The sequence below is a fragment of the Mycobacterium sp. HM-7 genome, from assembly GCF_053852335.1.
The window spans coordinates 6,016,721-6,031,371 of the sequence record NZ_CM132657.1; the positions used below are offsets into that span (position 1 = coordinate 6,016,721).

At 64.5% G+C, this 14,651-nt stretch carries 15 protein-coding genes; 8 read left to right on the top strand and 7 right to left on the bottom strand.

Annotation, left to right across the window (positions count from 1 at the left end; genetic code table 11):
- Positions 1-25: 25 nt before the first annotated feature.
- Positions 26-1,000 (top strand): Abi-alpha family protein, encoded by a 975-nt coding sequence (locus ACWW1C_RS28905; RefSeq protein ID WP_455981453.1) that lies wholly within the window; start codon positions 26-28, stop codon positions 998-1,000.
- Between the two features lie 60 nt (positions 1,001-1,060).
- On the opposite strand, the gene ACWW1C_RS28910 is transcribed toward ACWW1C_RS28905, so the two are convergent.
- From ACWW1C_RS28910 to ACWW1C_RS28925, 4 genes are all read right to left on the bottom strand, one after another.
- Positions 1,061-1,837 (bottom strand): SDR family oxidoreductase, encoded by a 777-nt coding sequence (locus ACWW1C_RS28910; RefSeq protein ID WP_455981454.1) that lies wholly within the window; start codon positions 1,835-1,837, stop codon positions 1,061-1,063.
- Positions 1,834-2,616, bottom strand: a complete 783-nt coding sequence (locus tag ACWW1C_RS28915; RefSeq protein WP_455981455.1) for a MerR family transcriptional regulator — start codon at positions 2,614-2,616, stop codon at positions 1,834-1,836. The genes ACWW1C_RS28910 and ACWW1C_RS28915 overlap by 4 nt, the downstream gene beginning before the upstream one ends.
- A 94-nt stretch (positions 2,617-2,710) precedes the next feature.
- Complete coding sequence (locus ACWW1C_RS28920; RefSeq protein WP_455981456.1) at positions 2,711-3,667, bottom strand: MBL fold metallo-hydrolase; 957 nt, start codon at positions 3,665-3,667, stop codon at positions 2,711-2,713.
- Positions 3,664-4,236: a carboxymuconolactone decarboxylase family protein gene (locus ACWW1C_RS28925; protein ID WP_455981457.1), complete on the bottom strand. Its 573-nt coding sequence runs from the start codon at positions 4,234-4,236 to the stop codon at positions 3,664-3,666. Before ACWW1C_RS28925 ends, ACWW1C_RS28920 begins: the two co-directional genes overlap by 4 nt.
- Before the next feature lie 160 nt (positions 4,237-4,396).
- Between ACWW1C_RS28925 and ACWW1C_RS28930 the strand changes: the two genes are divergently transcribed.
- Positions 4,397-4,948 (top strand): TetR/AcrR family transcriptional regulator, encoded by a 552-nt coding sequence (locus ACWW1C_RS28930; RefSeq protein WP_455984480.1) that lies wholly within the window; start codon positions 4,397-4,399, stop codon positions 4,946-4,948.
- Between the two features lie 24 nt (positions 4,949-4,972).
- Here the strand turns inward: ACWW1C_RS28930 and ACWW1C_RS28935 are convergent, their stop codons facing one another.
- Positions 4,973-6,250: an MCE family protein gene (locus ACWW1C_RS28935; RefSeq protein WP_455981458.1), complete on the bottom strand. Its 1,278-nt coding sequence runs from the start codon at positions 6,248-6,250 to the stop codon at positions 4,973-4,975.
- A gap of 236 nt (positions 6,251-6,486) precedes the next feature.
- Here ACWW1C_RS28935 and ACWW1C_RS28940 point away from each other — a divergent pair, with 236 nt between their 5' ends.
- Positions 6,487-7,317: an ABC transporter permease gene (locus ACWW1C_RS28940; RefSeq protein ID WP_455981459.1), complete on the top strand. Its 831-nt coding sequence runs from the start codon at positions 6,487-6,489 to the stop codon at positions 7,315-7,317.
- Here ACWW1C_RS28940 and ACWW1C_RS28945 read toward each other — a convergent pair.
- A complete protein-coding gene (locus ACWW1C_RS28945) occupies positions 7,278-8,165 on the bottom strand; it encodes an alpha/beta hydrolase (RefSeq protein ID WP_455981460.1) in 888 nt (295 codons plus the stop codon). The two genes, ACWW1C_RS28940 and ACWW1C_RS28945, sit on opposite strands and share 40 nt — an antisense overlap.
- A gap of 92 nt (positions 8,166-8,257) precedes the next feature.
- Between ACWW1C_RS28945 and ACWW1C_RS28950 the strand changes: the two genes are divergently transcribed.
- A complete protein-coding gene (locus ACWW1C_RS28950; protein ID WP_455981461.1) occupies positions 8,258-8,860 on the top strand; it encodes a TetR/AcrR family transcriptional regulator in 603 nt (200 codons plus the stop codon).
- Positions 8,861-8,987: 127 nt separating this feature from the next.
- On the top strand, positions 8,988-9,410 hold the full coding sequence (locus tag ACWW1C_RS28955; RefSeq protein WP_455981462.1) for an MmyB family transcriptional regulator: 423 nt from the start codon (positions 8,988-8,990) through the stop codon (positions 9,408-9,410).
- A gap of 265 nt (positions 9,411-9,675) precedes the next feature.
- Here the strand turns inward: ACWW1C_RS28955 and ACWW1C_RS28960 are convergent, their stop codons facing one another.
- Positions 9,676-10,248 (bottom strand): TetR/AcrR family transcriptional regulator, encoded by a 573-nt coding sequence (locus ACWW1C_RS28960; RefSeq protein ID WP_455981463.1) that lies wholly within the window; start codon positions 10,246-10,248, stop codon positions 9,676-9,678.
- A 167-nt stretch (positions 10,249-10,415) separates the two neighbouring features.
- Between ACWW1C_RS28960 and ACWW1C_RS28965 the strand changes: the two genes are divergently transcribed.
- Genes ACWW1C_RS28965 through ACWW1C_RS28975 form a run of 3 tightly spaced genes read left to right on the top strand, consistent with a single transcriptional unit; the run spans position 10,416 to position 14,651 of the window.
- Entirely contained in the window at positions 10,416-11,228 is an 813-nt protein-coding gene (locus tag ACWW1C_RS28965; protein WP_455981464.1) for an oxidoreductase, read from the top strand.
- 52 nt (positions 11,229-11,280) lie between these two features.
- A complete protein-coding gene (locus ACWW1C_RS28970) occupies positions 11,281-11,727 on the top strand; it encodes an MmpS family transport accessory protein (RefSeq protein WP_455981465.1) in 447 nt (148 codons plus the stop codon).
- Complete coding sequence (locus ACWW1C_RS28975; RefSeq protein ID WP_455981466.1) at positions 11,724-14,651, top strand: MMPL/RND family transporter; 2,928 nt, start codon at positions 11,724-11,726, stop codon at positions 14,649-14,651. The genes ACWW1C_RS28970 and ACWW1C_RS28975 overlap by 4 nt, the downstream gene beginning before the upstream one ends.

Here is a 14,651-nt window from a genome sequence, read left to right on the forward strand (position 1 = left end):
AGCGAGGAGCGAAGGCGGATCGCGCATGAGTGACGACCAACGTCGGAGTCCCCGACGACGCACCGCTCGGTGGGGACCACTCAGCGCCACGTTTTCTCCCCCACCGGAGCCGACCTCGTCGCTGCTACCCACGAGCGCCGAGATCGGCGAAGCACTGCCCGGGCTGGTCCGCCTGGCCGCGACGGCCTGGGTGCGCACCGCGGAATGGACCCTGGTTGCGGGACTCAAAACAGGTCGTCGCGCCCTCGAGATAGTCGCCGACCCGGCATCCGCGGCCGACTCCGCACGCGAGCTGATGTCCGGCGTCGCCCAGGCCGGCGCGGTTTTCGGCGACCTGGCCAAGGCAGTCTCCAACGGCGTCTCAGTGTCGGAGGCCATCGTCCAGGTCAGTGCCTCGCTCAGTGACACCGCGACGACGCACGATGTGTCGCATCACCAGCAGGAGGAGGAAGAGCGCCAGCGCCAGATGGAGCAGTCGTTGCGCTCCCAGGGGCAGGCGCTGCTGACTCGCTCACGCGATGTGTGGAACACCGAGCGCGGCCACCCGGCGTACGCCCGCATCCTCGAGGAGATGGCCCCCGACGAGGCACGCATCCTGCTGCTACTCCTGCGCGGCGGACCGCAGCCGGCGGTCGACATCCGCACAGGGGGCCCCATCGGCATGGTGTCCTCGAGATTGGTGGCTCCGGGCCTCAACATGATCGGCCCGCGGGCGGGGCTCCGCTATCTGGACAACGTTCCCGCCTACCTCAACAACCTGTTCCGGCTGGGACTGATCTGGTTCTCGCAAGAGCAACTACGCGACCCGCTGGAATACCAGGTCGTCGAGGCACAACCCGACGTGCTGGCCGCCATGCACTCGGTGCGTGCGCACAAGGTCGTCCGGCGTTCGATCCACCTCACGCCATTCGGTATGGACTTCTGCCGGGCCTGCCTGGTTGCCGAGAACGAAGACGTGACGACTTTGCCCGAGCATCAGGCGCCGCACGATATCGAGTGAGCGGCGCCGAGGCGGCTTGCGCCGTCGCGTCTGCGGAGGTGAGTTGGCCGGACGGCGGGCCTAAACCGTCGGCACCGTGCCGCCGTCAACGACGACATCGGCGCCGACGACGGCGGACGCTGCGTCAGACACCAGGAAGCCGATGACCTCTGCCACCTCCTCGGGTTGTGCCGGCCGGCCCAGCGGGATCCCTCCGAGCGCGGCCATCAGCGATTCCAGCGCCGCGTCACGGCTCCCGGCTGCGGCCAGGGCGATCCGGTCGATGAGTGCGTCCGCCGCGGTCGTTTGGATGAACCCCGGCGATACCGTGTTGACGCGAATACCCTTGGGCGCCAGCTGATTCGCCAGGCCTTTGCTGTAGGCGCGCAATGCAGCCTTCGCCGCGGCGTACCCGAGTGTGCCGTCATAGAGCGGCATCCGGCTCTGGATCGATCCGATATGAACAACGGCACCCGCGCCTGCGTCGAGCATCATCGGCAGCAGTGCGCGGTCCAAGCGGACCGCGGCCAGCAGATTGAGGTTGAGTTCGTCAGCCCAGTGGTCATCGGTGAGCGTTGCGTAACCGCCCGACGGCGCAGCAGACCCGCCTGCCACGTGGACGAGGATCTGCACGCCGCCACTTTCGCGAATATGGGCCTCCACCGCAGCGGCCCCCGCGCCCGAAGCGAGGTCCGCGGCGATGAAATCGTCTGCCTCCAGCTCGTCGCCGGCAACGGGCCGGTGCCGAGCCACCGCCGTCACGTGCGCACCAGCTGACCGTAGCCGCCGAACGATCGCCGCCCCGGCGCCTTTGGTGCCACCAGTCACCACCGCACGACGGCCCGTCAGCGCGCTCATGCGTCCGCCCTGAAGACCGGCCAGCACAATGTGGTCGTCCATTGGGCGGGATCGCTTGTGTCCCAGGAGAACCGGTCGTAATACTCGCGCAGTGGGCCTTCGATACTGATCTCGTGGTGCGTCGCGTATTCGCCGAGTGCGCTGTAGTCGAGGTCGACATCGTCGTGCGGTCCGTGGTGGCGGATGACAACCAATTCTGCGGCTGGAATCGTCGCCGGTCGGACCCGGCCGACTGCCCGCACTTCTCCATCCACCGGGATGAACACCGTCGCCTCGCCGTGGTCGAGGGCGAAGATGTCGAAACCGAACAACGCGCCCGGCACACCGGTGGGGTTCAGCCGCTGGTCTGCGGCCACCATTGCGCGCAACTCGTCCACGGCGCCCTGCCACCAGAACACGAGATCGTCGCGCGGGACGGTCGCCGAGATCGCGGCTGCCGCCGTCTCACCGACGCTGCGGTGCTCGATGCGCGAGCCCGAGTCCGGGTGGTCCAGGATTGCCCGCAACGATTCGACTGCGCTTTGCGTTGCGGCAAGCTGATTTTCGAGGCGTTCCAGATGCCTGCTGATGAGGAGCTTGCGGTCAGACGAATCAGACGCCAGCACCGCGCGGACATCGGCGACAGGCATGCCGAGTTCACGCAGGCGGCGCACCACCTGTGCACGTGCCACCTGCTCAGGTGAGTAGTACCGATAGCTCGTCACCGGATCGACCCGCTCGGGTTCGAGCAGGCCCACTTCGTGGTAGTGCCGCAGCGTCTTGACAGACAACTGCGTCATGCGGGAGAAGTCTCCGATAGACAGTGCCGGGGTCACCCACCCAGTCTGATGTCTCCCCTGACGGGAGAGTCAAGACCACGCGATGGCGTCACCGTCAGTGTGCGAGTTGCGCGGCGATGGACTCGATGGCCTGCGTCAGATCCAGGTACGGGATGTCGGGGTCACGTTCGTGATAGACGGCGGTGACGATGATCGGCAGTGTCGCAGCGGCTTCCGGATAGTTGTGGACGTCGATGCGGGCGACCGCCTCAGCCACCGGCACACCTTGGTCGTAGAGGAGCGTCGCGTCGGTGTGCAGGTTGGACCAGAACCTGATTCCGCGATCGATGGCCGCGTTGATCTCGGGGCCGATCAGGACGGGGCCATGCCCGGCGACGACTTTTCGAGCTCCGAAGGCGCGGATCCGCTCGAGCGCTTTGATCCAATTCGGGATCGAACCCGACCAGGTGACCGCGACGGGGTTGTGCGTCAACAGATCTCCCGCGTACAGCACACCCAGCTCGGGGAGGTAGGCAATGGCGTCACCGACAGTGTGTGCCGGCCCGAGCTCGTGGAGCTCGACGTCGACTTTGCCTACTCTCAACGCCTTTTCGCCGTTGAAAGCGGTGTCGGCGGCCCGAACCCGTACTTCGGAGAAGTTGAAGGGCTGCCCGAGCGGCGCGAGGGCCTGCAGAGCGCCGCCCGGCTTGGTATCGGTGTTGAGCAGTTTCGTGGTGAGGTCGGCGTGCTCCTGAGTCATCAGTGCACTGGCGGCCTCGGTGGTGATGATCTCGGTATCAGCAGGGAACACCTGATTGCCGAAAAAGTGGTCACCGTCGGTGTGGGTGTTGAAGACGTACCGCACTGGCGCAGATTCGGTCAGTTCACCCATGTGTGCGCACATGGCGCGCGCATGTTGCACGTCATAGAGGGTGTCGATGACCAGCGCTTCACCGGCGCTCACCACCAAGCCGGCGTTGGCCAACCCGAGGGCTTCGTTGCCGGAGAGGAAGACATGGGCTCCCCCGCCGAGATCGAATAGGCCTTCCTCGAAAGGGATTTCGTCGGTCATCGTCCGTCCTTCGCTCGTTCGTCGTGCAGTTTGGCGGTGGCGTCGGCCAGAATGCTCGTGGCATCATGTGCGACTTCCTCGGGAACGATGCCGAGGGTCTTGATGAACATCGCGGTCATCACGTAGTGGCCGACCAGCAGCGTCACCTCGGCAATTTCGTTGTCGGAGAAGAACTCCTGCATGGCATCCGTGCCTGCCTCGCCGCCCTTGATCTGTGCGAGCAGGTCGTCAACGAACGCGAGGAGTACATCGACGCGCCGGTCTCCGAAGGAGGTGGCTCCCGACAGGACGGCGTCGATCATCGAATCCGGAATGCCGGCGGCCCGCGCTTCGGGCACGTGGTGATGGATCTCGTACGGAGCGTTCGTCTCCGCGCCGACACGCAAGATCACCAACTCCCGCGTCTCGGCCGGCAGTGCGCCCGTACGGAACGAAAGACCCAGTGCCAGATACGGCTTGGCACTGGACCTGGTCATGACCAGGCCCCTCGACAGGTTGGCCGGAAACAGGTCGTAGACCTCGCGTTGTCCGGGATCGAGATCCTCCAGGTTTGGCAGTCGAACAGCCACGAATCCCTCGCCTTCGCTTAAAGGAGTCTTACTCGGCGCGCCATAAGATACGGTGCGTTCCCTATCGAAGGTAGCTGGGCCGGTTAAGATACGCAACGTGCCTAATCGAGAAGCGGAGGGGCCGCCCGAGCCGGCGTCACGACGTCGCGACGACGCACTGATGTCCGCCATCCGCGACGCCACCTGGGCCGAGTTGACGGATAACGGGTATGCCGGTGTCACGTTCGAAGGCGTCGCCCGCCGCGCGAAGACCGGCAAGCCAGTTCTGTACCGCCGCTATCGTTCTCGCGCACAGATGGTCACCGACGCGCTACCAACGCTTCGCACCCCACCCCTCGAAATGGCGTCGTCCGAGAACCTTCGCGACGACATCCTCACCATGGTCAATTCCCTGATCAAACAGTGGCAAGAGATCGGACTCGACACCTACCGCAACCTCATCGCCGAAGCTGACGAAGCCACCCTCGAGACATTCCAGACGAAGGTCGCCGCGCACACGGATCACACGATTCGCCGTGCGCTGGACGCCGCCCGAGATCGCGGCGAGATAGGGCCGGCCCGCATTCCCGACCGCGTCGCAACGAGCATTCTGGCCCTCGTCCGCAACGAATTGTTGTTTTCGCACAGCACTATTGACCCCGACGCTCTCGTGGAACTGGTCGACCTCATCTACCTGCCGGCGGTCGACTCGGCCTCGCGCGACCAGTCGTAAGACAGGCCGACGGCGACACTTGGATCAGGGGTTGATGGTGTTCTCCCCGTCTCGACGTCCCCAGACGTATTCGGACGCGAACGGCGACCCGAGACCGAAGTGGTTGTACGGCGCGATCGACGCGCCGGTGTCCATCACCATGTACGGCATTGGCCAGATGTCCTTGGTGACCGTCCAGCAACCCGGGCGACCCATCGGACCGCCGGAGGCGTTGATCCGGGGCAGGTTGTCCGGGTAGACGTAGGCGTTTCCGGTGCCGACCAGCTCCATGTGCATGGCCAGCGAGAAACCGTTACCGCCAAGGCCTTTGGCCGCGGCCGGCGCACCGGAGGCGAAGCCCCGGAACAGGCAGTCAAGCTCAGGGCTGTACTTGTCCAGCAGCCGGGCCGTCGGCAGCAAGTCCTCGGCACCCCGGGTCAGGTACGGGCCGCCACGCTCGAGGATGTCACCACCGGTGTTGCCGAACCCGACGGCCGACATCAGGGCCTGGTCGACGTTTCCGCGCTGGTCATTGAGCGTGTGCTCGGTGGCCACGACGTTCCGCAGGCCGTCCCACAAGTCCGGCGACGCCGTGGCATACACCTCGGACAGGTCGGCGATGGCGTCGACGTCGTGACGGAAGGTCGGCATCCGCTGGTTCAGGTCCGTCAGGATGACGTTGCCGTTGACCAGCGACTGACCGAACTTGTCACCCAATCCGTCCAGGGCCTGGGCGGCCGCGGTCAACGTCTGGTTCAGCTTGATCGGGTCGACCTGCTCGGAGATCGCGGTGATGGTCTCGAACAGCGTGTTGAACTCGGTGGTGACGCCACTGGCGTTGAGCACGTCGCCGCTCTTGACACGCTGCGGAGACGGGTTCGCCGGCGAGGTGAACGAGATGTACTTATTGCCAAAAGCTGTGGTGGCCAACAGTTTAACATCCACATTGCGCGGCAGCAGACTCAGATACTGCGGATCGACGCGGAGGACGAGTCTTGCGTGAGCGCGGCCGTCGCCACCGCTCTGGGCCTCGGCTGCCTGCAGCCGGCCGATCGGCACCCCGTTGTAGGTGACCTTGGAACCGGGATCCATCGACAAACCGGATCGGTTGTACACCACATACACCACGGCCTTGGTGTCGAAATAGCCTCGGAACTGGGACCAAGTCAGCGCCAGCACCAGCACGGCGAACAGCACCAACCCCACCGCCGCCGCCGGGTACGGCGGGCTCCGGTCAGGGTTCAACGGGGCGTGGACCTGTCCCTCGGCGATCGGCGGCGGTGGCAACCCATCGACGTGTTCCGTCGAATTGGGATCCGCCATCGCACCTCCTTGCTGACTCCTGGCGCCAAGCGCCTTGTCATTAAACGCTGCATCGGGTGATTGCCGAAACTCGTTCGCCCACATGGTGTTCGGGCTCACATGGTCCCGGCCGACGTGTCAGCCGTCACGCAGGCTGTGGCCGACGGTCCGCGCTGGGTGTCTCAGCAGTCTTCGGGAGGTTCCGCGCGAGTAAAGGTGGCTGTCTGAAGCCCCGAGAGTAATGAACCGCCACACTGATGGGCGTGAGCACCACCGGCCCTCTGCTGTCCCCGGCGCTGATCGTCGTGTGCGTGGCCATGGCCCTCGCGGCTGCCGCGGTGAACTGGCTGGCACTGAAGGGTTCACCGTGGGCGGCGCCTGTCGCCGCGCTGCGCGCCACCGTTCAGTTGGCCGCCGTGGCAACCGTTCTGGCCGCAGCGCTACAGCGAGTGTGGTCCTCGGTGCTGGTGCTCGCCGTCATGTTCGCCGTCGCCTCGGCTACCGCCATGCGGCGCAGCCAAGCCCGTCGTGGTGCGGCCTGGATGACCGTTGCCCTTGGCGCCGGCATGGCCGCGGTGATTCCATTGCTGCTGGTCACCGGTGTCGTGCCCATGCAGGGCGTCGCGCTGGTTCCAGTGTTCGGCATCGTGCTCGGTGGCACGATGACCGCATCTTCGGTGGCGGCTCGCCGTGCACTCGATGCGCTGGATCAGCGTCGGGGGGAGGTCGAGGCGGCACTCAGTTTGGGTCTCTCGGAACGGTTTTCGACGATGATGGTGATTCAACGGCCGTTGTCCGATGCGCTGCTGCCCAATCTGGATCAGGCCCGCACAGCCGGATTGGTCACCCTGCCCGGCGCGTTCGTGGGTGTCTTGTTGGCGACGGGCTCCGCAGCGCAGGCAGGAGCGGTGCAGGTTCTGGTCCTGATTTCACTGCTCTTGGCGCAGGTGTGTGGTGTTGCCGTGGTGGGCGAGCTCGTCGCCCGCGGGGTGATAGTTCGGCCCGCCGCCACGGCGACGCGGTCCTCGTTCGCGAGCCGCCTTCGTGCCTACCGACGTCCGGACGCCGCGCCCACCAAGCGCTCATAGGGGCGGCAGGTTCTGAGGTAACTGAGGAATGAGGCCTGCAGGCCAGTGACGTGTGTTTCGTGCAGGATTTCGCTGGTGACTGTTTCGCCGCGTGCGGTGAGGCGGTGAAGGACCGTGGCCGTGTTCTTCGCGAGGCGTTGGTAGACGGCCAGGTCTCCGACAAGCTCGCGGTCGTTGATGGTCAGGTGGAGTTTGGCGGCACGCCTGCTGTCACCCAGCTTGTCGATCTGGGCGAAGATCTGACTGTCTTCGCCGATGACGCCAGGGCTGCCCGCTCCGACGCTCTCAAAGAGGGTGGTGTCGGTGAGCCACGTGTAGAGGCTGAACAATCCGCCATAGGAGTAGCCGAAAAGGCCGTGACCATGTGTCGCGGTGCCATAGTCGCGTTCGATCTGCGGGTGGAGTTCCGTCGTCAAGAAACTCAGGAAGACATCGGCGCGAGCGTCGCGTAACTCGGCGAGGTAGGCGTCGGCTTGCTCGCGCGTCCTGGCGCCCACTTCAATTCCCATCTCCACGGCATCGACGAGCTCCTTGGCGACGGGCTCGCCGGGTGGCACAAAGTCCCTGTTGCGCAGCCGATCCCAGTCCTGCGCTTCCTCGCCCGCATAGCCGACGCTGACTTGGATGTACGGCTGGATCCGTTGCATAGGGTCCATCTGCGTCACGATCAGCGGAGCCGTCAGGCCCACGGCAAAGTTCCCGTCGAGCACATACACGACCGGCGCTCGCATCGCGGCAGGGTCATAGCCCGGTGGCGTGGTAACCCAGACGCCGTAGTCATGCCCACTGCCGGAACGCATCTCGAAGTACTCGGTGTCGGCGAGGCAGCCTTGCCACATGGAGCTCATCCAGATCCTTTACAACTTGGCGGCCCCCAGGCGCGGAACCCTGAATTGTCTTATCCATTGGATAACTTCTATCCAATGGATAAGCTGTACGAGTGGCCTTGTCAAGCGCGGAACGCGGTGGTGGCGCGCGCGAGCGTCTTCTGGCTCGGCTGCTCGACGCCTTCCAGGACGATCTTCCGTCGCCGGGGATGTCGCTGCGTGAAGTGGCCCTCCGGGCCGAGACCAGCCACGCCCTCCTGCGGTACCACTTCGGGTCACTCTCGGGGGTCTTGGCGGCCATGCTCACGGTGCAGCGATCTCGTGACAACGAGGCGCTCTTCAAGATCGCCAGGCAAGGCACCTTTGACGACCTCGTTGTGGCGATCTGGCGGGCGTACTCGCGCCCGGGGCAGCGGTCGCGCGTCCGCGGCTTCTTCCATGTCGTAGGACTCGCCGCATACAGCCCCGGGGACTTTCGTGAGTTCATCGACTCGCTCGACGACCTCACCACGATGCTGGCCTCGCTCGCGGAACGGGAGGGGCATGACACCAACGAAGCGCTGAGCCTGGCCACCGTCGTCATTGCCGCTATTCGCGGCCTGCTCTTGCACCAAGTTCTCAATCCGGCAGCCGAATCAAAGGACGAGATCGCCCTGATCCTGCGCATGCGCGAAAGCCGTTGCGCTCCATCGCGACCCACTCGGACGGAGCTTTGAGCGCATTGCCGCGTTCGGCCGTCGCTTGAACTCGAAAGTGGTTGCGTGGCTTTGCCCGACGAAGCTCATTCCTCGGGCGGGGTCGGCGCCCGCCGAGGCATAGGAGCTACCCGGCGTAGGATAGGAGATGAGCGCGCAGCTACCAGGGGACGGAGCCGTGCGCTTCACACCCGGCCGCAACCTTCTCCGCGCGTTATTCCTCGACCCAGCCGAGCGTCGACTCCACCTCGACTGGGACGCCACCGCAGCCGGTGTCGTCGGCGCTCTGCGGCAAGCCGCTGTCGGTGAAAGCCGTGACCCTCGCCTCGATGAACTCGTCGACGAACTCTGCACGAGCAGTGCGTCCTTCGCAGAGCTTTGGACCAGAGCCGACGTGGGCTATCGTCCGGCAGGCACCAGCCACCTAAACCACCCTGTGATTGGCGAATTGTTGTTCCGCCGCAACCGATTTGTCATTCCGGACTCCGACGGCCAAATTCTGCAGATCTACCATCCGGAGCCAGGCAGCGCCACCAGCGAAAAGCTGGCACTGCTCAAAATTGCCCGGTGATCTCACGCTCGTACCCGAGGTCCGTCCGACCGAAGCCGAGTACGGCACCACTGTCGGCGGCAGGGGGCTTGTCGGGTGCAGGGATGCCCTATGCGTTTACACAAAGGTGTTACGGGACCAATTGATCTGTGTGGCAACGGAATTGGGTATCACCGCCAGGTTACGGTGCCTGGCGGGTTCGAATCTGACGCGTCACATGTAGAGGCGAGCGGCTTATCGCCGCGGGCGGCGCTGCTGCGCCGGTCCTCGTCGCGTTCCTGTTGCGCTAGGGAGCCGCGCAAACGCCTCGTTCGAAGGTCCGGGCGATCAACTGTGCGACGGCGTGCCGCGGCAGGGCGCCGGCCATGGCTTGCTCATTGCCTCGCACGATCAATCCGTAGAGGGCGTGGCGGATCCAAGTCGGATTGAGGTCCGGGTCGAGCACCCCTTCCTGTTGTCCACGTGCGATGAGGTTGATCACCGGCTCTTCGTTCGGGGATTGGTCCTGTGGGATATCCCGGAGAATCGCCGGGTCGCCGAAGAGGAAGACCAGTCGTTCCCCGATTGAGACGGCCGCAGTGACGAAGCGCCGGATCGCCTCGAGTGCCGGCCCGTCGTCGGTGGCGGCCTCGTCCACCGCCTCAGAGAGCACTCGGATCGAATCCAGCGTCGCCTCGTAGATAAGCGTCTCGCGGTCCGCGAAGTAACGGTGCAGCGTGGTGCGGCCGACGCCGGCCGCTGCGGCGATCTCCGGCATGGTGGCCGTCCGATTCGCGGCCAGTACGGAAGCCGTAGCCGCGAGGATCGCCGCCCGGGTGCGCGCTTGCACGCCCGTCAGGCGCTTTGTCGAAACAGCCACCGTGTGATCCTAATCGCCCGGGAATAGAACGCTAGCGTTCCACTATTGAACGTGTATGTTCGTCTCAAAGCGTCTCCACCCGGGTCGGCACCAGCAGGGTTGACCGAACCCAGCCCAGGCGTCATCGAACTGAGCAACCCCAGCCACGAAGTTAGGAAACGATTCACATGGCAAGTTCACGACCGGTCGCACTGGTCACTGGCGCCAGCTCGGGCCTTGGCAAGTTCGCGGCCCGCGGCCTGATTCACGCAGGGTTTGAGGTAGTGGGTACCAGCCGCAATACCGCGGGGCAGGAAGGCGGCCAAGGGTTGACGTTCGTCGACCTCGACGTCACATGTGACGAGTCCGTCGGTGCAGCGGTGGATGCGGTGATCGCGCGGTTCGGGCGCATCGACGTGCTGGTCAACAACGCCGGTATGGGCCTTGCCGGGGCAAGCGAGGAGAACTCGATCTCCCAGACGCAGAAACTCTTTGACATCAATGTGTTTGGCGTCATTCGGATGACGAACGCCGTCCTCCCGTACATGCGCAAGCAGGGCAGCGGACGCATCATCAACATCTCGTCGATCTTCGGGTTGATGCCCGCGCCATACATGGCGGCGTACAGCGCGACCAAGTACGCCCTTGAGGGTTATTCCGAGTCCGTGGACCACGAGGTTCGAGAACACAACATCCGAGTACTTCTCGTCGAGCCCGGTGGCACCAGAACCAGTTTCGACGACAACACCGCAAAACCGGACAACGCGCTGACGGCATACGTACGGCAACGGGAGCGCTCCAACCAGGCAGTGGCCGAACAGGTCAACAACGGCGACGATCCCGCCGTCGTGGCGAAGGTCATCGTGGCCGCCGCGACGGACTCCACCCCAAAAGTGCGCTATCCCGCAGGCTCAGCCCGCCAACTCAGCGCGCTGCGTCGCTTCGCTCCCCGCCGCATCTTCGACAAGCAGTTGCGCCAGTCCCTCCGCGTCCAGGACTGACGGCGCCCTAACCGTCGGACTGGAAAAGGTTGTCGCACATGAAAGGGTTCCCATGCTGACATCACCGATACGACGCGCTGCCGCCCGCCACTGGGCGGTGCTCGTGGCGACGATCGTGGTGGCGCTGGTCGTCAGCGGCGTCTACCGCTTGCACGGCATCTTCGGCTCGCAGGACCAAACGTCAAGGCCCTCAGCCGATTCGCCCGAAAACACCGGATTCAACCCCAAACTGGTCCGCCTGCAGATCCTCGGAGACCCCGGCGCGCGGGCAACCATCAACTTCCTCGACGAGAACGCTCAACCCCAGCGCGTCGACGACGCACCGCTGCCGTGGTCGCACGACTTGGTCACCGAGGATACGACGCTGTTCGCCGACCTACGCGCCCAGGGAAATTCGAGCGGCATCACCTGCCGCATCACTGTCAACGGCGCTGTCAAGGATGAAAGGTCTTCACACGACGTGAACGGATACATCGCCTGTCTGGACAAAACGGCGTGAGCCAGCACGGGACAGCGGGATCCGGCCTTTCCCGGTCAGCGCGTGTCATCCGCACACTCGCCCTACCGATCATTGTCATCTGGATCGCGGTCGCCGGCGTCACGAACATACTGGTGCCCCAACTCGAGATCGTCGGTACCGAGCGTTCGGTGGCCTTGAACGCGCCTGATTCTCCGTCGGTCATGGACATGAAGCACATCGGGAAGAAGTTCGGCGAGTTCAATTCCGACAGTGCGGCCGTCATCGTGCTCGAGGGCGATCAGCCGCTGGGCCAAGAGGCGCACACGTACTACGACGGCCTCGTCGCGAAGTTGCGAGCAGATACCGAACACGTCCAGCACGTCCAGGACTTCTGGGGCGATTCGGTCACCGCGGGCGGCGCCCAGAGCAAGGACGGCAAGGCCGCGCTCGTACAGGTCTACCTCCAAGGCAACCAGGGCGAGGCGCGATCCAATCATTCCGTCGACAGCATCCGCAAGATCGTGGCCGACACGCCGCCACCCCCGGGGATCAAGGCGTACGTCACCGGCGCCGCCCCGTTGATCACCGATAACTTCGAGATCGGCAACGAAGGCACCCACATCATCACTGCCGTCACGTTTCTCGTCATCGCGGTGATGCTGCTCATCGTCTACCGCTCGTGGATCACCATGTTGATCGTTCTCCTCGTGGTCGCAGTCGAACTCGCCGCAACGCGGGGTGTGGTCGCGGTGCTCGGCAACGCCGGCCTGTTCGACCTGTCCACCTACGCGGTGAATCTTCTGACAGGCATGGCCATCGCCGCGGGCACCGACTACGCCATCTTCCTCGTCGGGCGGTATCAGGAAGCGCGCGGCAAGGGCCTCGATCACGAGGCGGCTTACCACGACATGTTCCGTGGCACCGTCCATGTCATCGTCGGCTCAGGCCTCACCATCGTCGGAGCAGTGGCGTGCCTGCACTTCACCCGGCTCCCGTATTTCAGCAGCATCGGCATCCCCACGGCGACAGGCCTTGTCGTGACGTTGGCCGCGGCCCTGACACTCGGACCGGCAGTGGTGACCATCGCCACCCGGTTCGGCTACCTCGACCCCAAACGTGTGCTTCGCACCACGGGCTGGCGCCGCGTCGGCACGACCATCGTGCGGTGGCCGGGAGCCGTGCTCGTCGCCTCGTTGGCGGTGGCCGCGGTCGGCCTACTCGCGCTGCCGGGGGCACAGATCAGCTACGACGGCCGGCCGTACATGCCCGATAGCGCCCCGGCCAACATCGGATATACCGCCGCCGAACGCCACTTCTCGGAGGCGCGGCTCAATCCCGAGTTGCTGATGATCGAATCCGACCACGACATGCGCAACCCGGCGGACATGCTGACTCTGGAACGCGTCGCCAAAGCGGTGTTGCACACCCCAGGGGTCGCACTGGTGCAATCGATCACGCGCCCCCTCGGTACGCCGATCAAGCACAGCTCCATTCCATTTCAGATCAGCGCCCAGAGCGCGGGGCAGATCATGAACCTGAGCTACCAGGAGGACCGTGCACGCGACCTCCTGACCCAGATTGCTCAGACGGACAAGGCGATCGACATCTTGCAACGTCAGCTCTCCTTGCAGCAGCAAGCTACCGACGCCACCGACGAACAGGTACGGGCATTCCACGACACCGTCGACACCATCAACGCGGTCCGGGACAACCTCGCCAACTTCGACGACTTCTTCCGGCCGCTGCGCAACTACTTCTACTGGGAGCCACACTGCGACAACATCCCGACGTGTGCGGCCATGCGATCGGTGTTCGACTCACTCGACGGCATCTCCGAACTCAGTGACCAATTCGGCAAGATCACCGCGAGCCTCGACAAACTCAACGCGCTGCAACCGCAGGTGCAGTCGCTGATCCCACCGCAGCTCGACATCCAGAAGACCAATCGCGCACTGCTGCAGTCGAATTACGCCACCATCAGTGGCACCCTGGCGCAGGGCCGAGAGGCACTGCAGAACGCCACCTCGCTCGGCAAGGCCTTCGACGACGCCAAGAACGACGATTCGTTCTACCTCCCACCGGACGCGTTCGACAACGCCGATTTCAAACGCGCCCTCGAGCTGTTCATGTCACCCGACGGCAAAGCCGCCCGAATGACGATCACGCACGAGGGCAAACCCGCTAGCCCCGAAGGCATCTCGCACATCGACGCCATCCGAAACTCGGCCTTCGATGCGATCAAGGCGACCCCGCTGTCGGACGCGAGGATCTACATCGCCGGCACGGCATCGTCCTACAAAGATATCCAGGAGGCATCGCTGTACGACCTGATGCTCGTCACGTTGGCGGCAGTCGCATTGATCCTGCTGGTGATGATCTTCGTCACCCGCAGCTTCGTGGCGGCCATCGTGATCGTCGGTACCGTCGTACTGTCCCTGGGAGCCGCGCTCGGACTTTCAGTCCTGGTGTGGCAGTACATCTTCGGAGTCGAGCTGTTCTGGCTCGTACCCGCCCTGGCCATCATCATCCTGCTCGCGGTCGGGGCAGACTACAACCTGCTGCTGATCTCGCGCTTCAAAGAGGAAGTAGGTGCCGGACTGAATACCGGCATCATCCGGGCGATGGGTGGCACCGGCGGAGTCGTGACCGCCGCGGGGCTGGTGTTCGCCTTCACCCTCGGCTCGTTCATCGTCAGTGACCTGGTCATGATCCAGCAGATTGGCACCACGATCTGCCTCGGCCTCATCTTCGACACGTTGATCGTGCGATCGCTCATGACGCCGTCGATCGCGGCGCTACTGGGCCGCTGGTTCTGGTGGCCGCTGAACGTGCGCACCAGGCCGGCCAGTCAGATGCTGCAGCCGTTCGGTTCGCGGATCTCCGTCCGAAAACTGTTGGGAACAGATTCCGCGGACACGCACAAAGCCGATGCCGTCAACGCTCCAAACAATCAGGAGGATTAG